This window comes from Kribbella sancticallisti, assembly GCF_039530625.1.
GTDB classification, from domain to species: domain Bacteria; phylum Actinomycetota; class Actinomycetes; order Propionibacteriales; family Kribbellaceae; genus Kribbella; species Kribbella sancticallisti.
This window is the reverse complement of the sequence record NZ_BAAAOS010000056.1, coordinates 22,994-48,869: the sequence shown is the minus strand read 5'-3', so window position 1 is coordinate 48,869 and position 25,876 is coordinate 22,994. Positions and strand designations below refer to the sequence as shown.

Below are 25,876 nucleotides of genomic sequence, written 5' to 3'. Positions count from 1 at the left end.
CTACGCCCGCTGAACACTGCGGTCAGGCCGTTTTCCTCAGTCTTCTGCGGCCCGGCCGAGGTGTTATTTACACTGCGAGCATGTCCACCACGCGGTTGCTCCTGCTCGGGGTCGTCCGGATCTTCCAGCCGGCCTACGGCTACCAGTTGCGTCGCGAACTGCTGACCTGGAACGTGCAGGACTGGGCGAACATCAATCCCGGCTCGATCTACACGGGCCTCCGGACCCTCGCCAAGCACGGCTACCTGGTGGAGCTGGAGGAAGGCGCCGGACGCAAGCCCGGGCGTACGTCGTACAAGCTGACCACGGATGGCGAGACGGAGTACTTCTCGCTGCTGCGGAAGGCACTGTGGAGCGTCGACGGCTTCCGCCCGGACCAGATGCAGGTCGCGCTCAGCTTCCTGTGGTCGCTGCGCCGGGACGAGGTCCTGGCGGCGCTGGAGTCCCGGATCGTCCAGCTGGAACAGCTGGCGAAGGCCGCGCCGTTCGCCGAACGCCAGATCCTCGAAGACCCCGGTACGCCGGATCATGTGCTGGAGATGCTCCGGATCTCCAGCGCGCGGGATGCCGGCGAGCTGGAGTGGACCCGCTCGTTCCACACCCGAGTGGCGTCCGGCGAGTACTCCTTCGCCGGCGAACCACCCCAGTGGCAACCCCAACCCGGCACCTCCACCCACTGGGGCACCATCCCCGACCCACCAGACTGAACTGCCCCTGCAGGCCGCTGCCCAGACTCCCGCCAGCACCGCCTGAGCACGCGAGCAAGCTCGCGTGACCGGCCAGGCAACCGGTGACTGCCGCCGACCAACCCCGCCCCCGCAACCAAGTCCCAGTTTTAATCAACATTGACTATTCAATGTTGATTGTTGAGACTGGCCCGATGATGATCGAAGCTCGCGGACTTGTCCGCACCTTCAAGACCAAGCGCGGGCCGGTGCAGGCCGTGCAGGGGGTAGACCTGAATGTCGCCGACGGGGAGATCGTCGGCTTTCTCGGCCCGAACGGGGCCGGCAAGACCACCACCATGCGGATGCTGGCGACCCTGATCAAGCCGACCAGCGGGACCGCGACCGTGGCCGGGTGCGACCTGGCGAAGGACCCGGTCGGCGTCCGCCGCGGGATCGGCTACGTGCCGCAGAGCGGTTCCACCTTGCCCGAGGCGATCGCGGGAGACGAGGTGGTCGACCACGCCCGGCTGTACGGGGTGGACAAGAAGAAGGCGATCGCGGACGGCCAACGGCTGTTCGAGGAGCTGGATCTGCCCGGCCTGTGGCGGCGCCAGTGCAAGACCCTGTCCGGCGGTCAGCGCCGCCGGCTGGACATCGTGATGGGTCTGATCCACGACCCGAAGCTGATCTTCCTGGACGAGCCGACCACCGGCCTCGACCCGCAGGCGCGGGCCAACCTCTGGGAGCACATCCGGCAGTTGCGACACGACGGTGCCACCGTCTTCCTGACCACGCACTATCTGGACGAGGCCGACGCGCTCTGCGACCGGATCCTGGTCATCGACCACGGCAAGATCGTTGCCTCAGGCAAGCCCGACGAGCTGAAGCAGCAGGTGTCGGGGGACGCCGTCCGGCTCAGCCTCGCGGACCTGACCCAGGCACCGGCGGTGACCAAGATCGTGCAGGAACTGCCCGGCGCGGTCGCGGTCGAGACCGAGGGCGAGGTGGTCGCCTTCCGGATCCCGAAGGGCGGTTCGGTCCTGCCGTCGCTGCTCCGCTCGATCGATGCCCAGGGCATCGAGCTGAACGGCGTCGAGGTGCATCGCCCGACCCTCGACGACGTGTTCCTGACCATGACCGGCCGATCGCTGCGCGACGAGGACACCACCGTCGCCGTGGAAGACAAGGAGGCGGTGGCATGACTGTGCAGTCGCTGACCCCACCCCAGCACCCCGGTCAGGTACTGAGAGAGACCTGGATCGTCTTCAACCGCGCGATGCGGTTGTCGCTGCGCAATCCGATGTGGTCGATCCTGATGCTCAGCCAGCCGCTGATGTACCTGTTCCTGTTCGGCCCGCTGCTGAAGCCGATCACCGCGCAGATCAGCGAGGGCGCGACCACGAACGCCTACCAGGTGTTCATCCCCGGCCTGATCGTCCAACTCGGCATGTTCGGCGCGATGTTCGTCGGCTTCGGCCTGATCGCGGAGTACCGGGCCGGCGTGATCGAGGCCGACCGGGTCACCCCGGCCTCCCGGATCGCGCTGATGGCAGGCCGCGTACTGCGGGACGTCGTGGTGCTGGTCGTCCAGTCGGTGCTGCTGTTGCTGGCCTCCATCCCGCTGGGCCTGCGCGCACCATGGGGCGGCGTACTCCTGTCGCTGGTGATCGTGGCCCTGCTCGGCGCCACCTTCGCCTCGCTGTCGTACTCGGTGGCCCTGATCACCAAGAGCGAGGACGCGCTGGCGCCCCTGCTCAACGGGATCGCGATGCCGTTGCTGCTGCTGTCGGGCATCCTGCTGCCGATGCAGATCGGCCCGACCTGGCTGCAGCGGCTGTCCGACATCAGCCCGTTGAAGCACGTCGTGAACGGCGTCCGCGCTCTCTTCCGGGGTGACATCGGCAGTAGCGCGTCGCTGTGGGGCCTGTTCTGGGTGGTCCTGCTGACGGTCGTCGGTCTGGCCGTTGGCGCCCGCACCTTCCGCAAGGAGTCCGCCTAGCCGCTGCCGCTGCTTGCGTCCGGAGAGATTCTCCGGACGCAAGCCGTTGTTCATCGGGCAGTCGCCCGGCCTGGTTAGCGTCGACGGCATGCGGATGCCGTCGGCGTTGCTGCGTGGACTGGCCGGATCATGCGTGGTGGCGGCCGCGTCGCTGGTGACGTCGGTGGTGCCGGAGTCGTCCTGGATCGCGTCACTGCCGATCGCCGCCGACCTGCGCTCGAACCTGCTAGGACGGATGACCGGGCTGACGTTCATGGTCGCCGGACTCGGGCTGATGGCCTGGGCGTGGCTGTCTGTGGGCCGGGAAGTCTTTGCCGGCATGCGACACCGCCTGCTGCCGCTAGTCGTCTGCTGGAGTGCGCCACTGCTGCTGATACCCCCGCTGTTCAGCCGGGACGCTTGGAGCTACGCCGCCCAGGGCGCACTTGTCGCCGAGGGCCACGACCCCTACGGCATCGGCCCAGGCGTCTTGTCGGGCCACATCATCGAAGCAGTCGACCCGATGTGGATGTCGACCCCGGCACCGTACGGACCGCTCCCCCTCGCGTACGGCGGGCTCGCAGCGCGGATCGCCGTACTAGGCCTGCGCTCGTCCATCCACAACGCGGCCCGAGCCGTCGGCATCGCTCTGCTCGCTGTGGTCCTCCTCGGCCCCACCGCTCACGACTGGTACTTCGTCTGGTGCCTGCCGTTCCTGGCCGTGGCCCGCCCCGGCCGCCGCCTCACCACAGCTCTCATCAGCGTCAGCACCATCCTGACCATCGCCGCCCCGCTCAACTCATCGCTCCGCGGCGCGGTGGTCCCGATCCTCGTCACCACCTCGCTCGTGCTGGTGGTGGTCGGCTGCCTACTCGGCCGCCTGCGCACCATCCAGCCTCAGCTCGCTGACGGCGTTGTGAAGGTCCGCTTGAAGGGTGCGGTGGGCTGAGCGATCCACTCGGGCTTCGATGACGTCTATGCCGGCGACCGTGCGGGTGAGGGCTGCACGCAGAGCGTCGGGCGTTTCAGCCAGCAGGTAAGGGATGTGGGTGGCTGCACAGAGCGCTGCCAGGTCGACGCCGTGGGGAGTGCCGAAGACTCGTTCGAAGTGGTCGGCGTGGCTGGAGTCGCCTTGTTCGAGGGTGGAGAAGATGCCGCCGCCGTTGTCGTTGACGACCACGATCCGCAGGTCGGGGCGAGGCTCGGCCGGGCCGATCACCAGGCCGTTGGCGTCGTGCAGGAAGGCGAGGTCGCCGACCAGCGCGTACGTCGCGCCGGCGTTGGCGAGGGCGGCTCCGACAGCGGTGGACACGGTGCCGTCGATGCCGGCCAGCCCCCGGTTCGCCACCGTCCGGATCGGTACTACGGGCGCCAGGTCGAGGTCGCGGACCGGGTTCGACGAGGCGACCACGAGCATGCCGTCGGCGCCGACGGACTCGCCCACGATCGCGGCGATCGCCGGACCGGTCAGGCCGTCGGACAGCACCTTGTCGATCGCGGGCCGGGCGAGCTGGTCGGCCTGTTGCCAACGAGCCAACCAGTCGGTCTGGTCCGCGCCGATCACTTCCAGCCCGGTGACCACCGAGTTCGCCTGCCGGCCGGCGTCCGCCCACAGCCCGGTCGGGGCGACGACGACCACCTCGACCTCGGGACGCGCCAGCAGCTTCGCGACCGGCCGCGACAACGTCGGATGCCCGAACACCAGCACCCGCTCGATCTCCTCACCCAGCGAAGTTGCCCCGAGCAGCAACCGGTACGCCGAGATGACCGACGGCCCGATCCGGGCCCGACTGGAAGGCTCGGCGAACAGCGGCCAGTTGCCGGCCTCCGCAGCCAGCCGAGCCGCTTGCGACGCTCCATCGCCCGCGACCACGACAGTCTTCGGCCCAGGCGCCACAGCCGAGGGTTGCGCGGCAGCAGCGTGCACACTCGTCCACGGACCAGTACTGCGACCGTCCAGCGGCTCCGGCCACTCACCATCATCAGTAGGCACCAGTGGCTCGACCAGCGGGCAGTTGAGCTGGACAGGTCCCGGATCGAAGGTGCGAGCTCCCACCGCCACCGATACCGCGCGCGAGATCTGCGAACGCCAATAGGCGACCTGACCGAGCTGCTTGGCCGGTGTGCCGAGCTCGTGGAACAACCGGACCGCAGAGCCGAACACCTTCAACTGATCCGTGGTCTGGTTCGCTCCGCTCCCCCGCAGCTCCGGCGGCCGGTCCGCGCTCAGCACAATCAGCGGCAGCCCGCTGTGCGACGCCTCGAGCACCGCCGGGTGCAGGTTGACCACCGCACTACCGGAGGTGGTGACGACCGGGACCGGCAGACCCGTCCCCCGGATCAACCCGAGCGCCAGGAAGCCCGCAGTACGCTCATCGATTCGTACGTGCAGCCGGAGGCGTCCATCACGGTCTGCAGCGGCCAGGGCCAACGCCAGTGGCGCACTACGCGAGCCCGGAGCCAGTACGGCCTCGCGTACTCCGGACCGGATCAGCTCGTCGACAACCACTGTCGCGAACGCCGTGGACGGGTTCATCCCGCACTCCCCTTCAGTACTTCGACTCGGGCCAACCGCGCGTTCCACTGGGCTGTGGTCGCTGGATCGGCCGTGGCTGCGGCTAGCAAGGCTGGATCTGGTTCGAGCCGCTTCACCGGCAGGAACCCGTCAACAGGCAGTAGTGGTTCGGCGACGACCTCTGACGTGAACATGGAGACAGTGGCGAGGCCGCACGCGTACGGAAGCTCCGGTAGAGCGGCAGCCAGTGCTACTCCGGCTGCAATGCCTATGGAGGTCTCCAAAGCAGAGGACACGACTACAGGCAGTCCGATCTGCTCAGCGATGTCCAGGCAGGCCCGGACGCCGCCGATCGGCTGCACCTTCAGTACTGCGATGTCGGCGGCCTCGAGCTTCTTCACCAGCAGGGGATCCTCCGCCCGCCGGATCGACTCGTCCGCAGCCACCAGCACCTCCGTACGCCGACGTACTGCGGCCAGGTCCTCCACCGAAGCGCACGGCTGCTCCACATACTCCAGGTCGAAGCGTGCGAGCTGTTTCAACGCCGACAGCGCCTCATCCACTGTCCACGCGCCGTTCGCGTCGATCCGCACCCGGCCTCCGCCGATGGCGTCCCGGACAGCCTCGACCCGCTCCAGGTCATCCGCCGGCGTCTGACCCGGCTCGGCCACCTTGACCTTCGCAGTACCGCACCCAGAGGCCCGCACTATGGCTGCGGCCTTCTCCGGCCCGACCGCCGGCACAGTGCAATTCACCGGTACTACGGACCGCACCGGCGCCGGCCATCCTTCGTCAGCAGCCTCACGAGCAGCCCGGAGCCAGGAGACACAGGTGGCGTCGTCGTAGTCGAGGAACGGACTCCACTCGGCCCATCCCGCCGCACCCTCGAACAGCATCCCCTCGCGGACCGTGATCCCGCGGAACCGGTTCTTGAGCCCGATCGAGTAGGTGATCACCGGACGCCCTCCGCCAGCCGTTGCCGATCGACCTTGCCGGACGCCAGCATCGGAAGCTCGGTCAGTTCGACCACCTGCTGTGGCGCCCACGTCCGCGGAAGGACCTCTGAGACGAAATCCCGGAGCTGATCCCTGCCTGGCTGACCAACCACAAACGCGACCACGCGGCTCCCCCACTCCGCGTCAGGCACACCGAGCACCACCGCATCCGCGACGCCCGGGTGCTCGAGCAGTCGAGCCTGGACGGCGGTGAGCGTGACGTTGACGCCGCCAGAGATGACCACGTCATCCAGGCGCCCGACCACCTGCAGCCGTCCGTCGACCAGCCGACCGCGGTCCTGCGTCCGGAACCACCCGTCGCGGAACACCTCAGCGGTCAGCTCGGGCCGCAGCCGATACCCGGAGAACAATGTCGGTCCCTTGATCAGAATCCGCCCGTCGTCGAAGTCCACGGAGGTACCGTTCAGCGGCTCGCCCGCATAGACACACCCGCTGCCCGTCTCCGTCATCCCGTACGCCGGGATCGCCGTCACACCCTCCGCCCGCACCCGCGCCTTCAACTCCGCCGACATCGAAGCCCCGCCGATCACGATCGCGTCGAAGCTCCGGAGCGCCTCCAACTCCCTGTCGAGATATCGAGCCAGCTGCGTCGGAACCATCGCCGTGTACCTGCGCTCACCGGTCATAGCCTCAGCCGCGGCGCTGAAGCTCTCCCCCAGCACCACCGGCGCATACCCCGCGATCACAGAGCGCGTGAGCACCTGCAGCCCACCCACGAAGTACGGCTGCATGGGTAGCAGCCATTGCCCGGGTCCACCGAGCCGATCGTGAGTAGCCGTCGCAGAGGCGACCAGAGCGTCAGCCGAGAGCATGACCCCCTTTGGCTCGCCGGAGGAGCCAGACGTCGCCAGGATCACCGCACAGTCGTCAGACTCGAGCGGCTCGTCCGGTGCCACCGCCTGCCGGACCCGCTCGGCTGCGGCAGGATCAGCCGGCACGGGAGCGAACGGAGTACCAGTCCCGTCCAGTACGGCGGTGAGTGCCGACAACACGGCATCCGGGGTGCCAGGGACCAGGCGCAACGTAGACATATCCATCCGAGCGTACGGCGCGGGCTCGGCGGGCTTGCAGCCTGTGCCGCCTGCGAGCCCTTGCCAGGGGGCTGACAGAATCGTTGCTCATGGCCACCCCTGCCCAGTGGATCGAAGGCGCCCGCCCTCGCACGCTGCCCGCCGCGATCGCTCCCGTGCTCGTCGGTACGGGCGCAGCCGCCTTCCTGGACGGCTTCGTCTGGTGGAAGGCGCTGCTGGCCCTGGGGGTCGCACTGTTCCTGCAGATCGGCGTCAACTACGCCAACGACTACTCAGACGGCATCCGCGGCACTGACGAGAACCGGGTCGGCCCGCTCCGGCTCGTGGGCTCCAAGGTGGCCAGCCCGGGACAGGTGAAGGCTGCGGCGTTCACCTGCCTCGGCATCGGCGCAGTACTGGGTCTGGTGCTCTGCGCGACGTCCAACTGGTGGCTGCTGGCCGTCGGGGCCGCCTCGCTGGCCGGTGCCTGGTTCTACACGGGCGGCAAGAAGCCGTACGGCTACCGCGCTCTTGGCGAAGTAGCGGTCTTCCTCTTCTTCGGACTGGTCGCAGTGCTCGGCACCACCTTCGTGCAGGCGGAGGAGCTTCACTGGACGGCGGTGGCCGGCGCAGTAGCCATCGGCAGCATCGCCTGCGCTCTGCTGGTGGCCAACAACCTCCGCGACATCCCCACGGACATGGTGACCGGGAAGCGCACGCTGGCCGTAGTACTGGGTGCTGCGCGGTCGCGGCAGCTCTACGCCGCACTGATCGCGTTGGCCTTTATCCTGGCCGCGCTGTCAGCTCTGGCGACGCCCTGGGCGCTGCTGGCGCTCATCGCGCTGCCGCTGGGGGTCAAGGCTGTCCGCGTGGTCGTCAGCGACGCCGTCGGCCCGGCACTCATCCCCGTACTCAAGGGAACCGGCCTGACCGAACTGGTCTACGCCATCGGGCTCGCCGTCGGCCTAGCGCTCGGAGGCTAGCTCTGGGGCTAGCGGACCGGCTCCCGCCAGCGCCCGGTCTCCGCGAAGCCTTCCAGCGTCTCCGTGTAGGGCGCGAGGTCGATCCCGTTCCGCTGGAGCCACCCGTCGTCGTAGTACGTGTCGCTGTACCGATCGCCGCTGTCGCACAGCAGCGTCACGATGCTCCCGCGAGCGCCGGTACGCCGCATCTCCGCCGCCAGCCGCAGGGCACCCCACAGGTTGGTGCCGGTGGACCCACCGACCAGCCGGCCGGTCACCTTCGAGCAGAACCGCATCGCCGCGATCGACGCCGCGTCCGGCACGGCGATCATCCGGTCCACCACGCCGAGCACGAACGACGGCTCGACCCGCGGCCGGCCGATGCCCTCGATCCGGGACGGGCGGCCGGTGGCGAAGTCGCCGTCACCGGACTCGAAGGCGGGGAAGAAGGCCGAGTTCTCCGGGTCCACCACGGCCACCGAGGTGTCGTGCCGCTGGTAGCGCACGTAGCGGCCGATCGTGGCCGAGGTGCCACCCGTGCCGGCGCCGACCACGATCCAGGCCGGAATGGGGTGCTCCTCGAGCTCCAACTGGCCGAAGATCGACTCGGCGATGTTGTTGTTCCCGCGCCAGTCGGTGGCCCGCTCGGCGTAGGTGAACTGGTCCATGTAGTGCCCGCCGGTCTCCTCGGCGAGCCGCTTGGCCTCGCCGTAGATCTGCCCGGAGCGCTCGACGAAGTGGCAGCGGCCGCCGTAGAACTCGATCAACTCGACCTTCTCCGGACTGGTCGAGGCCGGCATCACCGCGACGAACGGCAACCCGAGCATGCGGGCGAAGTACGCCTCGCTGACCGCGGTGGAGCCGCTGGAGGCCTCGATCACCGTGGTGCCCTCCTGGATCCAGCCGTTGCAGAGCGCGTAGAGGAACAGTGAGCGCGCAAGCCGGTGCTTGAGCGAGCCAGTCGGATGCACGGCCTCGTCCTTGAGGTACAGGTCGACGCCGACGCCGGCCGGCATCGGGAACACGTGCAGGTGCGTGTCGGCGCTGCGGTTGGCATCCGCCTCCACCAGCCGGATCGCCTCCGACACCCAGGCCCGCTTCTTGTCATCCCGCCGGTCAACCTCGCGACACGGCAGGGGTTTGCTCGACGCCCCGAATACCTCACTCATGGGGTCAGGCTAGGACAGCCCAGCACCGATTGAGTATTCCTACTCTCTGCAACCGGCGCCGCGGGCAGCAGGATCGAGACCATGATTCCGATGGGGTTCGAGTTCCACCTGACGCCGGGCGAGCAAGCAGTGTTACTGGTGGTGCTGGGGGTGCTCGCGGTCACAGCGGCACTGCCGGTGAGCTGTGTACTGGCCTGGGTCGGTGCCCGGCGGGCGAAGCGGGCCGGGCGGCCGGGCGGCACCAACGGATTCTGGTACTGGCTCTGGGGTACTGCGCTGAGCTGGGCGGTCATGATCGGCGCCTTCAACCTGCACCTCGGCTGGTGGTCCATCCCGATCGGCTGGCTTCCGGGACTGGCAGCAGCGGCCCTGCTGCGGCCCCGTGGTCCGAGTGAGCCCGGTCCGCAAGCCCTGCCCGCTCCGCAGAACGGGCAGGGCTCCTGGACGGATCCGGATCAGCAGTCGCGCACCCGGCTGTAGGTGCCGAACCTGGCCTGCACCACGACGCCGTCCCGGATCAGCGCGCGGACCCCGAGGGCGGCTACGTTGGAAGGAATCACGCCGACCTGTGGGGGAACGATGACCGACAACGACGAGCGGCCGACCCGGCACCGGGCCACGCTCACCGACATCAGCTCCCGGGCCTGGGAGCATCCGGCCGACCGCGGCGCGCTGGTGGCGCTGCGGCAGCTCAAAGGGTTCGACTTCGTGCTCCGGAAGATGTCCGGGCTGATCAACGAGCGGGCCTTCCGGCTGCAGTACCTCGGCTCGGCGATCCGGGTCGACGAGCGGCAGTTCCCCAAGGTCCACCGGCTCTACACCGAGGCCGCGACCACCCTCGACGTCCGCCAACTGCCCGAGCTGTACGTCACCAACAGCCCGGTCTGGAACGCGGTCACGATCGGCATGGACCGGCCGTTCATCGTGCTGAACAGCGCGCTGGTCCAGGGGCTCGACGACGAGGAGACCCGGTTCATCCTCGGCCACGAACTCGGCCACGCGCAGAGCGGGCACGCGCTCTACCAGTCGCTGCTGCTCTGGCTGATGCGTCTCACCGGCGCGGTCAACTGGATGCCGATCGGCGCGTTCGGCCTCCGCGCCATCATCGCCGCCCTGCACGAGTGGTCCCGCAAGGCCGAGCTGTCGGGCGACCGGGCCGGCCTGCTCGCAGTACAGGACCCGGCGGTCGCGCTGCGGGTGCAGATGAAGCTGGCCAGCGGCGGACAGCTCGACCAGCTGGACACGACCGCCTTCCTCGCCCAGGGCACGGAGTACGAGAGTGCCGGCGATTTGCGCGACAGCGTGCTCAAGCTGCTGCTGCTCGAGGCGCAGACCCACCCGCTGGCCGTGATCCGCGCGCACGAACTGCGCCGCTGGGTGGACGAGGGTGAGTACACGCAGATCGTCTCCGGCACCTACCCGAAGCGGCAGGAGGACAAGGACGCCTCGATGACCCAGGAGGCCAGGAACGCGGCCAAGTCGTACTCCGACGCGTTCGCCCGCTCGCAGGACCCGCTGGCCAAGCTGGTGCGCGAGATGAGCGACGGCCTCGGCGGCGTCCGCGACTGGGTCAACTCCAAGTTCCCGCCCCGCTGACCACCTGTACCACCCGCGGCCTGCAAGACCTGACCCGGCGCCTGAGAAGGTGTCGGGGTGATCGAGCTTCGGGAACTGACTTCTGACGACTGGCGGATCTGGCGGGAGTTGCGGCTGGCGGCGCTGGCCGACGCGCCGTACGCGTTCGGGTCGCGGCTGGCGGACTGGGTGGACGCCGAGGAGGACCGGTGGCGGGCGCGCCTGGCCCTGCCGGGCGGACGCAACGTGGTCGCGGTCCTGGACGGTACTCCGGTCGGCATGGCCAGCGGATTGCGGGCCGAGGAGGACGGGGTCGTCGAACTCGTGTCGATGTGGATCGCACCGGCGGGACGCGGCCGGGGCATCGGCGATCGGCTGATCGCGCAGGTAGAGCAGTGGGCCCGCGACGACGCCGCCCACACCCTCAAGCTGTCCGTTGTCGAGGGCAACGACCAGGCCCACGCCCTCTACCTGCGCAGCGGTTTCACTCCCACCGACGAGTCCGGCGACCTGATGCCCGACGGCATCCACCGCGAACTCGTCATGCGCAAGAAGCTCTGAGACAGACGAAGGGCCGCCTCCCCCTCCCGGAAAGCGGCCCTTCGAGTTCGTGCGGGTCAGCCCAGGTGCGCCGGCTGACCGTCGTTGGCCAGGTCCTCGTGCTTGACCGACAGGCCGATCAGGGTGACCGCCGCGGCACCGACGAACATGAACGCGGACACCAGGAACGCCGTGGTGAACCCGTGCGTGGTGGCGATCGCCGTGGCCTGACCCTCGAGCTGCTTGGCCTGGTCCGGCGCGGCCTGCGCGGCCTGCGCCAGCCCCGGAGCCAGCTCGGTGAACTTGTCCTTGATCGCGTTGGTGGAGACCGTGCCGAGCAGCGCCAGACCGATCGCACCACCGATCTGCTGGACCGTGTTCAGCACCGCCGACCCGACACCGGAGTCCTCGTTGGCGACCCCGCTGACCGCGGTCAGCGTGAGCGGCACGAAGATCAGGCCCATCCCGAAGGACAGCAGCAGGATGTACGGCAGCAGGTGGGTCAGGTAGCTCGAGTCCAGCTCGAGCTGGGTGAAGCCGAACATGCCGCCGGCCGCGATCGCCGCACCGGCACCGGAGATCCAGCGCGGGTCCATCCGGGCGATCAGCACCGACGCGATCTGTGCCGCCAGCACGATGCCGAAGCTGAACGGCAGGAAGGCGAAGCCGGTCTTCAGCGCGCTGTAGCCGAGCACGTTCTGGATGAAGATGCCGAGGAAGTAGAACATCGAGAACAACGCGGCACCGACGATCAGCATCACGAAGAAGCTGATCCCGCGGGTCCGGTTGGCGAGGATCCGGAACGGCATCAACGCGTGCCGCGAGCGGGCCTCGATGGCCAGGAAGACCCCGATCAGCACCACACCGGCGGCGATGAAGCCGACCGTCTCGGCGTCGCCCCAGCTGCTCTGGGCGGCGTGGGTCAGACCGTAGACCAGCGAGGTCAGACCGACCGTTCCGGTGATCGCGCCCGGCAGGTCGAACTTGCCGGTCTGGCGGGCCGACCCACCCAGGAAGCGGATCGCCAGCACGGCCACGACCAGGCCGATCGGAGTGTTGATGAAGAAGGTCCAGCGCCAGGAGGCCTCGGTCAGCAGACCACCGAGGATGAGACCGACGGCGGCACCCGCACCCGACATCGCGGCGTAGACGGCCATCGCGCGGTTGCGCTCCTTGCCGGCCGGGAAGGTGGTGGTGATCAGCGCCAGCGCGTTCGGCGAGGCCGCCGCGGCACCGAGGCCCTGCAGGATGCGGCTGGCCAGCAGCAGCGTCTCGTTCTGCGCGATGCCGCCCAGGAACGAGGCGATGCCGAACAGCACGACACCGAAGATGAATACCTTGCGGCGGCCGAGGATGTCCCCGATCCGGCCGCCGAGCAGCAGCAGACCACCGAAGGCCAGCGCGTAGGCGTTGACCACCCACGGCAGCGAGGCGTTGCTGAAGCCCAGGTCGTTCTGGATGTGCGGCAGCGCGATGTTGACGATGGTGCCGTCGAGCACCACCATCAGCTGCGCCATGCTGATCAGCGCGAGCGCGATGCCGAGGTTGCGGTGGCCATGGGCGGCCGGTTCGGCCACCGTGTCGACCGGCCGCCCCTCCGGCGGTTCGGCCTTGATGACGTCTTCAGACATGCTGGAATATCCCCTCTTGGGTGTTACTGGCTTGTCGGTCGCTGAGTCCGGCCCCTCGCCGGTTCAGCTCGCCTGCGACCCCCGCGCCGCAGGCAGGATGACGTGGTCGATGACCCGCAGGATCAAGTCGTCGGTGGGCTCGATGCCGAGCACGAAAGCGTGGTGGACGACGAGCGCGGGCAAGGTCTGCGAGAGCAGTTCGACGTCCACGTCGGCGCCGATCTCGCCACGCCGGACCGCCCGCTCGTAGACCCGGGTCGTGACAGCCACCCGCGGCGCCAGGAAGTTCTGCTTGAAGGCCTTCTGGAGATCCTCGTCCCGGTGCAGCGCGGTCAGCAGACCGGCCATCACCGACAACGGCATCTCCGAGGTGAATCCACCCTCACCGCACGACATCGAGATCAGGTCCCCCCGCAGACTCCCCGTGTCGATGTCGTTCGGCACCGGACACCCCTTGGCCCGGCTGATCGCGTCGACGACCAACTCCGCCTTGGTGGTCCACCGCCGGTACAGCGTCGCCTTGCTGGCCTTGGCAGCCGTCGCCACCGCGTCCATCGTCAGCCGGTCGTAGCCGAGCTCGGCAAGGACCTCGACGGTCGCGTCGAGGATCTCCTCCTCGCGCCCACCCTCAACCCGCGGCCGCAACCGCGGGCCTGCATCGGCGACATCGTTCATAGCTCGGCAATCACCCTATGTAGTCAGTCAGTAGCTGATAGAACGAAACGGTTTCGTTTCATCAACTACGTTACGACTCATGTGAACCAATGCACAAATGATTTACCGAAGTTTCTGACAGTGGCCTACATCACTCTCCGTACCACCAAACCAACTGGTATGCCGCGCTGAGGCTCAAGAACTCCGAGATACCGCGGAGGAGCACGCGAGAGCAGCTTCGACCGGTCAACGCCGGCCGGCCGCAGACCCGGCACACTCACCGGGGGCGCCAGCTCAGCGCAGCCGATCGGAGTGCAGCTGAAGGGGGGACCGTCTCCACCCGCCGGCATAGAGGGCGGGGTGCCGGCCAGTGGGTCAGTCTCTAGCAGGCTTGGTCGGCTGCACTGCTCTGACGCTCAGTTGAGTGGACTGACAGCCGGAGACCGCCGCCGGCAGCACCCACCGGCGGACCATCCTCCGCTTTTCTTGCTTTTCTTGCTTTCTTTCAGTCGTCGTCTTCGGCGCGGCGGGAGGCGTCCAGCTTGGAGGTGATGCGGGCGGCGCGTTGCTCGATGGTGCCGGCGAGGCGGTCGCGGGCGGCTCGGAGAACGAAGATCGACAGGATCGACGAGACGATCAGCGCGACCAGCAGCACGGGGAAGATCGTCAGCCAGTTGTTCAGGGCGAACCACAGGACGGCGAAGCAGGCGGCGAAGAGGACCAGCCGGAGGCCGGTGTAGATGGCGAATTCCTTCATCGTCAGACTCCGGAATACGAGTGCAGGCCCGAGACCAGCAGGTTCACGCCGACGAAGTCGAAGACGAAGACCAGCCAGCCGACGATCGCGATGATGGCGGCCGGGCGTCCCCGCCAGCCGGCGGTCGCGCGGGCGTGCAGGTAGGCGGCGTACACGACCCAGGTGACCAGCGCCCAGACCTCCTTGGGGTCCCAGCCCCAGTACCGGCCCCAGGCGTACTCCGCCCAGATCGGCCCGGCCACCAGTACTCCGAAGGTCCAGAGCGGGAAGGCGAACGCCAGCACCTTGTACGCCGTACCGTCCATCGCCTCGGCGCTCGGCAACCGCTTCATCGACTCGGACATCGAGCCGCCCGCCAGCACCCCGCGCTCGGCGCGAGACTTCAGCAGGTACAGGATCGAGATCAGCGCGCCGACCGTGAACGCACCGCCGGAGATTGCCGCGGCGGACACGTGGATGACGAGCCAGTACGAGTGCAGCGCCGGCACGAGCGGTCCCGCCGGCGTGTAGAGCAGCAGCGTCGCCAGGCCGAGGGTGGCGGCGACCACCAGGGTCACGCCGAGCCCCAGCCACTGCAGCTTGTACCGGTGCACGAAGACCAGGTAGACAGCGGCCACCGCGAGCGAAGACGTGATGGTGAACTCGTACATGTTGCCCCACGGCACGCGGTCGGCCGCGAGTCCACGGGTGAGCACGCCGACGAAGTGCAGCACGAAGCCCAGCCAGGTCAGCATCACCCCGATCCGGCTCGCCGCCGCGGACCGCTCGGACCCCCCGTCGCCACCCGCACCACCAGCAACCGAAGCAGCGCCAGCCGGTACGGCGACGTCCTGCGCGCCGGCAGAGCTTGAGCCCACCAGGACCTCAGCAGGCTGCTCAACAGCCGCCTTGACGGCGACCGCACGCCCCATCCCCCACTCCAGCGCGTGCGCCATCATCGCCAGCAGGTAGATCACGGTGGCAGTCGGGATGACCAGGTTGGAGACTTGCGCGTAGGTCTCCGGGCTCATGGCTGCTCCTGCTGGGTCGAGTCTTTCGCTGGCAAGGGTCTCAAGGCTTGTGCGATGGCCTGGATCTCGTCCCCGAGGCCACGCTCGGGTCCCCGGTCCAGTCCGGCGACCTCGACCACGGTACGCCCATCGACGGTCCGGACCCGCACCCAGGTACGCCGGGGGTGGATGAACAGCGAGCCCATCAACCCGAGGATGGCCAGGGAGATCCCGACCAGCGCGAGATTCAGGCCCGGGGTGTGGCTGACCTGCAGCTTCACCCAGCGCTCGTAGGAGTCGAAGGTGAGCGAGCCGCGGTTGTCCGGCAGGGTGATGCTCTGCCCGGGAGCGAGCTGGAACCGCAGCTTGTCCCCCTCGCCGTTGTCGAACTGGGTCAGCTTGGTCTTGTCCAGCTGGTACACCGACTGGGGCTTGCCGGTCTCCTCGCCCGGGCGGCCGTAGTACGCGGTCATCACCAACGCCGGGTTGAGGTCGTCGGGGAACACCGAGATCGGGCCGCGCTCGTCGATCACCGCGGAGGGCAGGAAGTAGCCCTCGAAGCCGAGCTGCTCGGGCCGGGCGTCCGGCGCCTTGACCACGCCGAACGAGGAGAAGTTGCCGTCCTGCGGCAGGAACGGCACCGGGCCGGAGAACGCGACCTCGCCCTTGCCGTCCCGTACGGTCACCCGCGGCGCGTAACCGTGGCCGAGCAGGAAGACGCTGGCGCCGTCCACCTTGAGCGGATGGTTGACCCGCAGGTCGTACGACCGCTCCGGCGACTCCGGCGTCTCCTGATAGGTGATCGGCGCGTTGAACGAGGTCGCCGCGCCGCGCTGCGGGCCGTCGGTCTGGAAGGCAACCTTGAAGTCCTTCACCGTCAGCGAGAACGGCGGCAGGTCGTCGGGGGTGAAGACCCGGCCGGGGGTGAAGTCGTCGAACTGGGCCACCGAGTTCGAGAAGCCGTTGCCTACGACAACAAGTACCGTGCCGCGGTAGCCGAACAGCGCACCCCAGGCGGCACCGATCAGCGCCACGATCAGGGAGAAGTGGAAGAGCAGGTTGCCGGCCTCGCGCAGATAACCGCGCTCGGCGGCCACCGCGCCGTCGTACCGCTCGACCCGGAACCGGCGGCGGCGCAGTTCCTTCGCGGCCAGGTCCAGTACGTCGCCGTCCGCGGCCGGCTCGAAGGACTGGTAGCCGGGCAGCCTGTTCAGGTTGCGCGGCGGCTTCGGCGGCCGGGCCCGCAAGGCCTTCAGGTAGACCCGGAGCCGCGGCAGCACACAGCCGACCAGCGAGATGAACAGCAGCAGGTAGATCGCCGAGAACCAGGCCGACTTGTAGACGTCGAACAGCCCGAGCTTGTCGTAGACCGGACCCAGTTTCGGGTGCGCCTCGAGGTAGTCGGCGACCTTGACCGGGTCGATCGCGGTCTGCGGGATCAGCGACCCGGGGACCGCGCCGAGGGCGAGCAGGAAGAGCAGCACCAGGGCCGTCTTCATCGAGGTCAGCTGCCGCCAGGTCCAGCGCAGCCAGCCGACGAGGCCGAGCCCGGGCAGGTCCGGAGGCGCAGGTGCCTCGGTACGGTCCTTGACGTCGGTCATCTCACACCGCCGACCCGAAGTTGGCGACCCATTGCCGGAGATCGGCGGTCATCGAATCCCATACCCCTGTCAGCAGCAGTAGCCCCACGGCGATCATCAGCACGCCGCCGATCCGGATCACCAGCAGTTGGTGCCGGCGCACCCAGGCGACCGCACCCAGCATGCGGCGGAAGGCCAGCGCGGCGATGATGAACGGAATGCCGAGCCCGAGGCTGAAGACCAGCGCCAGCGTCGCGCCCCGGCCGGTGCTTCCCTCGGTCGCCGCCAGGTTCATCACCGTACCGAGCGTCGGCCCGATGCACGGCGTCCAGCCGAAGCCGAACAGTACGCCGAGCAACGGCGCCGCCGCGATCCCCACGGCCGGGACCCGGTGCACCCGCATGTCCCGCTGCAGGAACCCGAACCCACCCAGGAAGACCAGCCCCAGTACTACGGTCGCGCCACCCAGGATCCGGGTGATCAGCGTCTGGTGCTCGATCAGGGCGTTGCCGGCGGCACCGAACAGCACTCCGGTCAGGATGAAGACGGCCGAGAACCCCGCGACGAACAGGCTGGTCCCGGCCAGCATCCGGCCCCGGCGCTCCGATCCCAGCTCGGCGGCGGACAGCCCGGTCACGTAGGAGAGGTAGCCGGGCAGGAGTGGCACCACGCAGGGCGAGAAGAACGAGATCGTCCCGGCGAGCACCGCGATCGGCAGTGCCACCAGCATCGAACCCGTCATCGACTCCGCGAACCACTCACCCACTGTGCTGAATCCTTCGGTCAACCAGCGGCAGCATCATGAACCATGCCGAGCAGAGTCTGCTTCGTCACCGGCCCGAGCACCCGGGACGCCACCTTGCCCTGCTTGTCGATCACCAGCGTCGACGGAATCGAACTGGCCGAGACCTTCTGGCCGCGGAACTTCAGCAGCAGCTTGCCGGACGGGTCGTAGATGCTCGGGAACGGAACTCCGAACGCGGCCACGAACTTGCGGGCCGGCGCCGGGTCGAGGTCGCGGGTGTTCAGGCCGATGAACCGCACGGACGGTCCGAGCTCCTTGGCCGCCTCGGTCAGGCCCGGCGCTTCTTCCCGGCACGGCCCGCACCAGGATCCCCAGACGTTGATCACGATGATCTTGCCGAGGTTGTCCTTGGAGTTCCACTGCTTGCCGTCGAGGGTGGTGCCGCCGAACTCGGGCGCCGGTTCGCGGTCGGCCGGCGCGAAGCTCGCGACCCGGCCGGAGCCGCTGACGAACCCGGTCTGACCCTGCCGGCTGTCGCTGGACTCCTGGCCCGAACTGCAGGCCGTGACCGCGATCATCACCGCGGCGGCCAGGAGCACCTGGCCGCGGCGGGACTGGATCGACGACCGCCCGGTACCGAGCCCGCGCATCAGGCGCCGCCTACGAACTTCTTCGGGTTCTTGATCGGCAGCAGGTCCTTGGCCGGTTCGGCGTAGCCGACCGACACGATCGACTCGCCGTGGAAGGTGAACGAGGTCAGGCTGGCCAGGCTGCACTGCCGCTTGCGCGGATCGTGCGGCAGCCGGCGGCCTTCGATCGCGGACCGCACGATCCAGATCGGCAACTGGTGCGACACGATCAGCGCCTCGTGCCCGGCGGCCTTCTGCCGGGCTGTCTCGATCGCGTCCCGCATCCGCCGGACGAGTTGCTGGTACGGCTCGCCCCACGACGGCTTGATCGGGTTCCGCAGCAGCCACCAGGCGCTCGGGTTGCGCAGCGCGCCGTCGCCGACGCCGAACCTCTTGCCCTCGAACAGGTTCGCCGCCTCGATCACCCGCTCGTCGAGGTCCGGGGTCAGCCCGAACGTCTTGGCGATCGGCTCCATCGTCTCCTGGGCCCGCTCCAGCGGCGAACTGACCAGGTGCACGATGTCCCGGCCGGCCACGTGCTCGGCGACCCGCTCGGCCATCTTGCGGCCGAGCTCGGACAGATGGAAATCAGGGATCCGGCCGTACAGCACGCCGGTCGGGTTGTGCACCTCGCCGTGACGCATCAGGTGCACGACCGTCGTTTCGGTCACCGAGCCCTTCCCTTCACTTCTGCGCAGTCCTTCTCAGTTCTTGACGGCTGCCGCGGCGCGGGCAGCCATGGCCAGTGCGGTCTCGACCGTGGCCAGAGCGTCGTCGTCGATGGCGGCACTCACGAACCAGGCCTCGAAGGCGCTCGGCGGCAGGTAGACGCCGGCGTCCAGCATGGCATGGAAGAAGGCAGCGAATCTGGGCAGCACCTGGGCACCGGCCCCGGCGAAGTCCCGGATCTGCTGCTGACCCTCCGTTGACTCCACGAAGAAGACACTGAAGAGGTTCCCGGCGTTCTGGATGACGTACGGCACACCTTCCTTGTCCAGCGCGGTCGCGACCAGCCGCTGGAGGGTGGCGGACGTCTCGTCGAGCCTGGCGTAGACCTCGTCGGTTGCCAGTCGCAACGTGGTCAGACCGGCCGTGGTGGCGATCGGGTTCCCCGACAGGGTGCCTGCCTGGTAGACCGAGCCCTCCGGCGCCAGGTGGGCCATCAGATCCGCCCGGCCGCCGAACGCCGCCGCGGGGAATCCGCCGCCCATCACCTTGCCGAACGTCATCAGGTCCGGCTCGACGCCGTCGACGCCGTACCAGCCGGACTTGGTGATCCGGAAGCCCGTCATCACCTCGTCGGAGATGAACAGGGCGCCGTTGTCCTTGCAGGTCCTGGCGAGGAAGGCGTTGAAGTTGTCGACCGGCGGAACCACGCCCATGTTGCCCGGCGAGGCCTCAGTGATCACCGCCGCGATCTGGTCGCCGTACTGGGCGAACGCCTCGGTCACGGCGGCCTTGTCGTTGTAGGGCAGCACGATCGTGTCGGCGGTGGTCGCTTCGGTGACGCCCGGGGTGCCGGGGATGCCGAGGGTGATCACGCCGGAGCCGGCCTGAGCCAGGAGCGCGTCGACGTGCCCGTGGTAGCAGCCGGCGAACTTCACGATCTTGGCGCGGCCGGTGGCGCCGCGGGCCAGCCGCAGGGCCGACATGGTCGCCTCGGTGCCCGACGAGACCAGCCGCACCTTCTCGACCGGAGTACGGGCGACGATCTCCTCGCCCAGTTCCACCTCGGCCCGCGTCGGAGTCCCGTACGACGTACCGCGGCTGACCGCCGCCTGGACGGCCGCGGTGACCTCGGGGTGGGCGTGGCCCAGCAGCATCGGCCCCCAGGAGCAGACCAGGTCGACATAGGTGTTGCCGTCGACGTCGGTGATGTGACATCCGTCACCCGAGGCCATGAAGCGCGGTACCCCGCCGACGGCACGGAACGCGCGGACCGGGGAGTTCACCCCACCGGGCGTGACGGCGGAGGCGCGGTCGAACAGGGTGGCGGAAAGTTCGGTGTTGTCTGACACGGCGGCCATTCTCCCCGACAGACCGGCACGCCGGGTGGGCGGGGACCGCGCTCTCATCGCGGTTCACGGCCGGTAAGCAGCATGTGGGGACTTCACTTGTGCGTTGTTACGCGCCAGTATGGGTACCCGGTGACCGCTCGTGCACTGTCTGCGTCCACTCGTAACCCACGCACGGGACAGGCGTTAGACCAGAGACAGCGGTGACCGGCAAGGACCGAGAGACATGTCCGCAGCGTGGGGCGGGACAGGTCGATGAGTCACGGAGGGGATCATCGATGGCGAAGGGCAAGCGTCGCGCCCTGGGCGGAGGCGGGTGGCGTCAGGTGGCGCCGCTGATTCCGCTGGCGTTGTTCGCGAGCGCGTTCACCGTCAGCGCCACGGATGATCCGGCGGTCGCCACGGCGGCGCTGGAGCAGGGACTGTCGACGAACAACCCGGTCGTCGTGCCGAAGCAGCCGATCACCGACCCGGCGAACGTGCCCGTGCCCGGCACGGTCGGCAACGGCGTGGACAAGGGCGAGCAGCCGACCCAGGTGGTCTCCGGCCTGTCCCGCAACGGCATCCCGAACGCCGCGCTGAAGGCCTATTCACGAGCCCAGCAAGCGATGGGCCAGGCCGACCCGGGCTGCCAACTCCCCTGGACCCTGGTGGCCGCGATCGGCCGGGTCGAGTCGAACCACGGCCGCTTCGGCGGGAACTCGCTGACCACCGACGGCGTCGCGTCGCCGGGCATCTACGGCCCGCGCCTCGACGGCACCAGCACAGCCAGGATCACCGACTCCGACGCCGGCAAGCTGGACGGCGACGCCGCCTACGACCGGGCCGTCGGGCCGATGCAGTTCATCCCGCAGACCTGGCAACTGATGGGCGTCGACGGTGACGGCGACGGCGCGAAGAACCCGCAGGACATCGACGACGCGGCCATGTCGACCGCCGTCTACCTGTGCTCGGGCAACATGAACCTGTCGAAGGCCGGCGACCTGAACCAGGCTGTCCTGCGCTACAACCACTCCCAGGCCTACGTCGACCTGGTGATCAGCATCGCCAAGGCGTATGCGGGCGGCAGTTGGATCGCCGTCGGTAACGGGACCGAGAGCGACGGTCAGGGCATCGACCGGGCCGGCGACCAGTTCGGCGACCCGACCATCGACGCCCCGGCGGACGACAACCTGCCGCAGGCGGTCGACATGCCCACCTACCCGGGCTCGAAGCCGAGCCCGCAGACGGTCGAGGGCACCACCAAGCCGTCCGGCGACCCGACCAAGCGGCCCCCGACCACCAAGCCGTCGGACCAGCCGAGCAAGCCGGGGACGACGAAGCCGCCCACCAGCAAGCCGCCGACCACGCCCCCGACGACCAACCCGCCGGCCAAGAACCCGGTCGCCACGCTGCAGACCGCGGCCGGCGTCATCGTGGGCACGGTCGGCAGCACGGTGACCGAGCTCTCCAAGGCGACGACGTACTGCCAGGCGGAGATGAAGAAGGTCACCATCACCAACCCGACCCAGCAGCAGTTGCAGAAGTGTGTGACCGCCTACCAGACCGGCGGCACCGCCGCGGTCGACCAGGTGATCCGCAACCTGCTGTCCGTGCTGGGTCTGCTCGGAGTTCTCGGGGGAGGTCTCCTCGGGAACTGAGCACCCAAGACCGGCGCGCCTGCCCCCACCCCTCCCTGGGCGCGCCCCTGGCGACGCCACGGAGCACCTCCCCCCGGCTTCGTGGCGTCGCCCTTTTCTGTGGTCAAGCGCTTACTTGAGGATCTCTCACTTTGTCACCCAGGCCTTGTCGATGGTCTGCGTGATGCTGTTGCCGATCAGGTCCCGCGCGGTCACCCGGAGCGTCAGTTCGCCCTTCGTGGTGGGCAGTTGGACCGTGCCGCGGTCGAGTCCCCGCGGTACGACCGTCAGCCGTCGCCAGGTCTTCCCGCCGTCGTACGACACCTCGGCGGTGGTGCGGAACCAGCCGAGGCCGCGTACGCCGGGTTGGTACCCGGCCTTCAGTTCGAGCGTGTTCCCGGTCCGCTGGTAGTCCACCTGGACAAGAGGGAGCACGGCGCGCGACTTCGTCGTACCGGAGAGGAAGTGCCAGGTCGTGTGGGTCGCGGTCGAGGTCTTGGCCCAACTGTTCTCGGCCCGCTTCACGTCCAGGGTCAGGTCGTACCAGGCCGTCTTCGCCGGCACCGGGAACTGCGCGACCGACCAGTCCTTGCTGCCCAGCACCTTGCCGTTGCTGCTGAGCTTGAGCGCGGTCTCGTCGCCGCGCATGTCGCTCCAGCCGTAGACGCTCCGATCGCCGTTCACGTACTGCGGTATCGCGACCCGCAGCGCGTTCTCGAACCGGGCAGCGGGCAGTCCCTCGGCCTCACTTCCACTCGTCACCGGAATCGCCGGGCGGGCGAGCGAGGCCCACCAGTCCCGGGTCACCTTCTCGTCCGGCCGGTAGGTCCGGCCCAGGCTGTACTCGAAGCCGGACTCGTTCCACTCCCCTGCCGCCGTCTTCTCGTCCCAGGTGGTGCCCGGGACATCGCTGGCGAGGTAGTCGGTGCGCTTGACCGGCCCAGCCACCAGGCGCGTGGAGCTCATCCCGACAGCAAGGCCCGGGAGGTGCGCGGTGCGCTGGTCGACGTGGAGCGGCCAAGCGTCGGTCTGCCCGTAGTTGGTGGTCACCGCGGCCGGCCGCATCCGGGCGAAGTCGTAGGTGATCGGACCGGTCACGATCGACGGACCGACCGCCAAGTCGTACCGGTAGGTGCTGTCGCGCAGGCCGGTCAACTGCACCTCGCTGCTCGCGAGCAGCTTCTTACCCTCTTCACTCTGCAGGAGATAGAAGGGGATGCCGACCATCGCGCCGTCACTCCAGAACCCGGGCTGCTCGTTGTACATGAAGACCACCTTGGCGCCGGCATCCTTCGCTGCCTGCACCTGCGAGGCTGTCCGGTCGTAGTCACGCCAGCGGATCAACGCGACCTTGCCCTCGGCGCCTTCCAGCTCGGCCGGGCTACCGTCCCCACCGTTGAACAGCGCGAGTTTCTCGGTGCCGACATAGGGGGTGGTCTCGTCGACGTTGCGGGGCGTCGGCAACCGGAAACCACCGGGGCCGGTGACGTCCACGGTCAGCTTCGGCTGGGCGAGATCCCAGCGCTGCACCATCTGGAAGCTGCCGTCGGACACCCGCCCGAAGTTCTGTGCATAGATGCCGTCAGCAACTTGTCCGTCGAAGGCCCAGCCGGAGACGGCATCACGCTCGGCGGTCTTCCGGTGCCAGGCGACCCCGACGCTGTCCGGATCAGCCCGTTGCGGCGTCCGGACCGTGACCTTGTTCGCCGTGCGGGCATCGAAGACGAAGGTGCGGTCCGCGGTGACGCGCGCGTCCGGATCCCCCAGCAAGATGATCGAGTCTGCCCAGCCGGCCTCGTCGGCTCCGATCACGAACGCCATCACCGCATACCGCCCGGTCGGGACCTCGAGCGTGCGGCTGCCGGTCTCGTCGAAGATGATGCCGTTCACGTCGCCGGTGTCGAGGTTCCACAACTGCACCCCGCTCGGCGTGAACGGCGATGCCCCGACCGGGCGACCGGTCCGGTCGATGGCCTTCACCGTCACCTGGTTGAGCCGGCCACCCGCCGCGAACCCCAGCCCCGTCGCGTACGACGTACCGCCGCCGCGCGCGACCAGCCGGCCGGAGTACTTGGCCGGCTGGGTCTTCGCCAGATCGAGGGTGACGGTGGCGGACGCAGTACCGCCCGGCGCGATCGTCAGCTTGGCCGGAGTGACCTTGACGGCCGCGGCAACGCCGGCCGGGGACTTGGCCTCGACGGCCAGGTCCAGGGTCACCGGCTGCTTCGAGTTGTTGCTGTAAGCAATCTTCCGGGCGACCGGGGCGGGCGCCTTACCGGTCCAGGAAACGTCGCCGAAGTACAGGTTCGCCGTGTCCGCCAGGATCTTGGGATCGAGCGCCCGGGGCAGGTCGATTCGGCCGAGTCCCTGCTGGACCGGGGTCGCGCTCTTGTTCGGCACCGCCGTCGTGGCGAGGGCGGCCTTCAGTTGCTCGCCCGTCCAGTCCGGATGCCGCTGTGCCAGGATCGCGGCCGCGCCGGCTACGTGCGGAGTGGCCATCGACGTACCGCTCATGGCCGTGTAGTTCTCGTCGAGCGCGTAGCCGCCGTCGGTCCCGGCTGCCCGGGCGGCGGCGATGGCGACGCCCGGTGCGGTCACCTCGGGCTTCATCGCGCCGTCGCCGAGGCGCGGGCCGCGGCTGGAGAACGGCGCGAGCTTGTCGTCCCGGTCCACCGCGCCCACGGTCAGCGCCGCGGCGGCGGCGCCCGGAGTACCGACTGTTTCTTCGCCTCCGGAGTTGCCGGCGGCGATCACGAAGAGAGCGTCGCTGCTGGCCGACAGGCGGTCGACGGCCTCGCTCATCGGATCGGTGCCGTCGGTCGGCCACCCGCCGAGGCTGAGGTTGATCACCTTGGCACCCTGCTGGACGGCCCACTCCATCCCGGCAATCGCCTCGGAGTCCAGCCCGACTCCGTCGTTGTCGAGCACCTTGCCGACGAGCAGTTGTGCGCCGGGGGCGACGCCCTTGCGCGTGCCGTCGGACGCGGTGCCGAGGCCGGCGACGACCGAGGCGACGTGGGTTCCGTGGCCGTTGCCGTCCTGGACCGCCTGGTCGGGGACGAAGCTCGCGGACCCGACGACCTGCTTCTTCAGGTCGGGGTGGTTGGCGTCGTAGCCGGTGTCGAGCACGGCGACCTTGACGCCCTTGCCGTCGTACCCGGCCTGCCAGGCGCTGGGGGCACCGATCTGTTTCGTCGAGCGGTCCAAAGTCGCGCGGGTGCGGCCGTCGAGCCAGATCTTGCCGACGCTGCTGCGCAGGTTGGGGCCCTTGACGCCGTTCCAGAAGTCCTTGGCCCTGCTCTTCTCCACGGTGACCGCGGTGGTGCCGACGCTGGCGAGAGTACGGCGCGTGGTGGCGGCCGCGGGCGGCTGAGGCGCCGCCTTGGCGGTCGGGGCCGAGAGCAACATCGGCAGCTTGGCAGTGGCCGCGTCGTCATAGCCCTGCGCGACCAGGTCGGTGAGGTTGAAGAGCCGGCTGTCGAGGCGGCCCTCGGTCAGCATCGGGTACGCGGCGATCGGTACGAGGGTCAACTCGTCGCCGAAGTCGCCCAGGTAGTAGTTGCCGCCGTTGACGAGCCTGGCGCTGCGCCGGCCGTCCGGGGTGGTCGTGTACTCCGCGACGTCACCGGTGACGAGGGTGATCCGGTGGGTGTTCGTCCCGGGGGTGGGTCGAGCGGTGGGGCTGGTGGCGCCGGCGCCTGTGTCGGCGCCACCAGCGGAGGGGCTCACCGCGTGCGCTCCGGCGACGGTCGACGCCAGCAGGGCGCCGACAGTCACAGCCGAGAACAGCCTGGCGGCGGGGTGTGACGGACTCACGAGGGCAC

23 protein-coding genes are annotated in these 25,876 nt (G+C 68.9%); 9 read left to right on the top strand and 14 right to left on the bottom strand.

What is annotated here, in order from left to right; all coding sequences use genetic code 11:
* The first annotated feature begins 80 nt into the window (after window positions 1-80).
* From ABD255_RS34995 to mptB, 4 genes are all read left to right on the top strand, one after another.
* Window positions 81-707 (top strand): PadR family transcriptional regulator, encoded by a 627-nt coding sequence (locus ABD255_RS34995; protein WP_344221078.1) that lies wholly within the window; start codon window positions 81-83, stop codon window positions 705-707.
* 173 nt (window positions 708-880) lie between these two features.
* Window positions 881-1,870 (top strand): ABC transporter ATP-binding protein, encoded by a 990-nt coding sequence (locus ABD255_RS34990; RefSeq protein ID WP_344221077.1) that lies wholly within the window; start codon window positions 881-883, stop codon window positions 1,868-1,870.
* The gene (locus ABD255_RS34985) at window positions 1,867-2,667 is read left to right on the top strand and encodes an ABC transporter permease (RefSeq protein ID WP_344221076.1); all 801 of its coding nucleotides are present in this window, start codon (window positions 1,867-1,869) and stop codon (window positions 2,665-2,667) included. Before ABD255_RS34990 ends, ABD255_RS34985 begins: the two co-directional genes overlap by 4 nt.
* Window positions 2,668-2,755: 88 nt before the next feature.
* Window positions 2,756-3,595, top strand: coding sequence for a polyprenol phosphomannose-dependent alpha 1,6 mannosyltransferase MptB (gene mptB / locus ABD255_RS34980; protein WP_344221075.1), 840 nt, complete (start codon window positions 2,756-2,758; stop codon window positions 3,593-3,595).
* Here the strand turns inward: mptB and menD are convergent.
* From menD to menE, 3 genes are read right to left on the bottom strand one after another with little or no spacing between them, the layout of a single operon-like run.
* On the bottom strand, window positions 3,515-5,182 hold the full coding sequence (gene menD, locus ABD255_RS34975; protein WP_344221074.1) for a 2-succinyl-5-enolpyruvyl-6-hydroxy-3-cyclohexene-1-carboxylic-acid synthase: 1,668 nt from the start codon (window positions 5,180-5,182) through the stop codon (window positions 3,515-3,517). The two genes, mptB and menD, sit on opposite strands and share 81 nt — an antisense overlap.
* Entirely contained in the window at window positions 5,179-6,117 is a 939-nt protein-coding gene (locus ABD255_RS34970) for an o-succinylbenzoate synthase (RefSeq protein WP_344221073.1), read from the bottom strand. Before ABD255_RS34970 ends, menD begins: the two co-directional genes overlap by 4 nt.
* Window positions 6,114-7,208, bottom strand: coding sequence for an o-succinylbenzoate--CoA ligase (gene menE, locus ABD255_RS34965; protein ID WP_344221072.1), 1,095 nt, complete (start codon window positions 7,206-7,208; stop codon window positions 6,114-6,116). Before menE ends, ABD255_RS34970 begins: the two co-directional genes overlap by 4 nt.
* A gap of 89 nt (window positions 7,209-7,297) precedes the next feature.
* Here menE and ABD255_RS34960 point away from each other — a divergent pair, with 89 nt between their 5' ends.
* Window positions 7,298-8,170: a 1,4-dihydroxy-2-naphthoate polyprenyltransferase gene (locus ABD255_RS34960; protein ID WP_344221071.1), complete on the top strand. Its 873-nt coding sequence runs from the start codon at window positions 7,298-7,300 to the stop codon at window positions 8,168-8,170.
* Window positions 8,171-8,178: 8 nt separating this feature from the next.
* Here ABD255_RS34960 and cds1 read toward each other — a convergent pair whose 3' ends face one another.
* Window positions 8,179-9,318: an L-cysteine desulfhydrase Cds1 gene (gene cds1 / locus ABD255_RS34955; protein ID WP_344221070.1), complete on the bottom strand. Its 1,140-nt coding sequence runs from the start codon at window positions 9,316-9,318 to the stop codon at window positions 8,179-8,181.
* A gap of 81 nt (window positions 9,319-9,399) precedes the next feature.
* Here cds1 and ABD255_RS34950 point away from each other — a divergent pair, with 81 nt between their 5' ends.
* From ABD255_RS34950 to ABD255_RS34940, 3 genes are all read left to right on the top strand, one after another.
* On the top strand, window positions 9,400-9,798 hold the full coding sequence (locus ABD255_RS34950; RefSeq protein ID WP_344221069.1) for a hypothetical protein: 399 nt from the start codon (window positions 9,400-9,402) through the stop codon (window positions 9,796-9,798).
* A 99-nt stretch (window positions 9,799-9,897) separates the two neighbouring features.
* The gene (locus ABD255_RS34945; RefSeq protein ID WP_344221068.1) at window positions 9,898-10,914 is read left to right on the top strand and encodes a M48 family metallopeptidase; all 1,017 of its coding nucleotides are present in this window, start codon (window positions 9,898-9,900) and stop codon (window positions 10,912-10,914) included.
* 57 nt (window positions 10,915-10,971) lie between these two features.
* Window positions 10,972-11,454: a GNAT family N-acetyltransferase gene (locus ABD255_RS34940; protein ID WP_344221067.1), complete on the top strand. Its 483-nt coding sequence runs from the start codon at window positions 10,972-10,974 to the stop codon at window positions 11,452-11,454.
* A 56-nt stretch (window positions 11,455-11,510) separates the two neighbouring features.
* On the opposite strand, the gene ABD255_RS34935 is transcribed toward ABD255_RS34940, so the two are convergent.
* The 9 genes from ABD255_RS34935 to hemL all read right to left on the bottom strand — a co-directional run bounded on the left by ABD255_RS34935 (window position 11,511) and on the right by hemL (window position 20,445).
* A complete protein-coding gene (locus tag ABD255_RS34935) occupies window positions 11,511-13,064 on the bottom strand; it encodes an MFS transporter (RefSeq protein ID WP_344221066.1) in 1,554 nt (517 codons plus the stop codon).
* A 63-nt stretch (window positions 13,065-13,127) separates the two neighbouring features.
* Entirely contained in the window at window positions 13,128-13,739 is a 612-nt protein-coding gene (locus ABD255_RS34930; protein WP_344221065.1) for a TetR/AcrR family transcriptional regulator, read from the bottom strand.
* Window positions 13,740-14,223: 484 nt separating this feature from the next.
* Window positions 14,224-14,475: a DUF4229 domain-containing protein gene (locus ABD255_RS34925; RefSeq protein WP_344221064.1), complete on the bottom strand. Its 252-nt coding sequence runs from the start codon at window positions 14,473-14,475 to the stop codon at window positions 14,224-14,226.
* Window positions 14,476-14,477: 2 nt separating this feature from the next.
* Window positions 14,478-15,485: a c-type cytochrome biogenesis protein CcsB gene (ccsB, locus tag ABD255_RS34920; protein WP_344221063.1), complete on the bottom strand. Its 1,008-nt coding sequence runs from the start codon at window positions 15,483-15,485 to the stop codon at window positions 14,478-14,480.
* Window positions 15,482-17,065, bottom strand: a complete 1,584-nt coding sequence (gene resB, locus ABD255_RS34915; protein WP_344221062.1) for a cytochrome c biogenesis protein ResB — start codon at window positions 17,063-17,065, stop codon at window positions 15,482-15,484. Before resB ends, ccsB begins: the two co-directional genes overlap by 4 nt.
* Window position 17,066: 1 nt before the next feature.
* Window positions 17,067-17,810, bottom strand: a complete 744-nt coding sequence (locus ABD255_RS34910; protein WP_344221061.1) for a cytochrome c biogenesis CcdA family protein — start codon at window positions 17,808-17,810, stop codon at window positions 17,067-17,069.
* 17 nt (window positions 17,811-17,827) lie between these two features.
* The gene (locus ABD255_RS34905) at window positions 17,828-18,439 is read right to left on the bottom strand and encodes a TlpA family protein disulfide reductase (RefSeq protein ID WP_344221060.1); all 612 of its coding nucleotides are present in this window, start codon (window positions 18,437-18,439) and stop codon (window positions 17,828-17,830) included.
* Complete coding sequence (locus ABD255_RS34900) at window positions 18,439-19,062, bottom strand: histidine phosphatase family protein (RefSeq protein ID WP_344221456.1); 624 nt, start codon at window positions 19,060-19,062, stop codon at window positions 18,439-18,441. Before ABD255_RS34900 ends, ABD255_RS34905 begins: the two co-directional genes overlap by 1 nt.
* Window positions 19,063-19,122: 60 nt before the next feature.
* Window positions 19,123-20,445 (bottom strand): glutamate-1-semialdehyde 2,1-aminomutase, encoded by a 1,323-nt coding sequence (gene hemL / locus ABD255_RS34895; RefSeq protein ID WP_344221059.1) that lies wholly within the window; start codon window positions 20,443-20,445, stop codon window positions 19,123-19,125.
* Between the two features lie 266 nt (window positions 20,446-20,711).
* Here hemL and ABD255_RS34890 point away from each other — a divergent pair, with 266 nt between their 5' ends.
* Window positions 20,712-22,073, top strand: coding sequence for a lytic transglycosylase domain-containing protein (locus ABD255_RS34890; RefSeq protein ID WP_344221058.1), 1,362 nt, complete (start codon window positions 20,712-20,714; stop codon window positions 22,071-22,073).
* Window positions 22,074-22,199: 126 nt separating this feature from the next.
* Here ABD255_RS34890 and ABD255_RS34885 read toward each other — a convergent pair whose 3' ends face one another.
* Window positions 22,200-25,868: a S8 family serine peptidase gene (locus ABD255_RS34885; protein ID WP_344221057.1), complete on the bottom strand. Its 3,669-nt coding sequence runs from the start codon at window positions 25,866-25,868 to the stop codon at window positions 22,200-22,202.
* Between the last annotated feature and the right edge of the window lie 8 nt (window positions 25,869-25,876).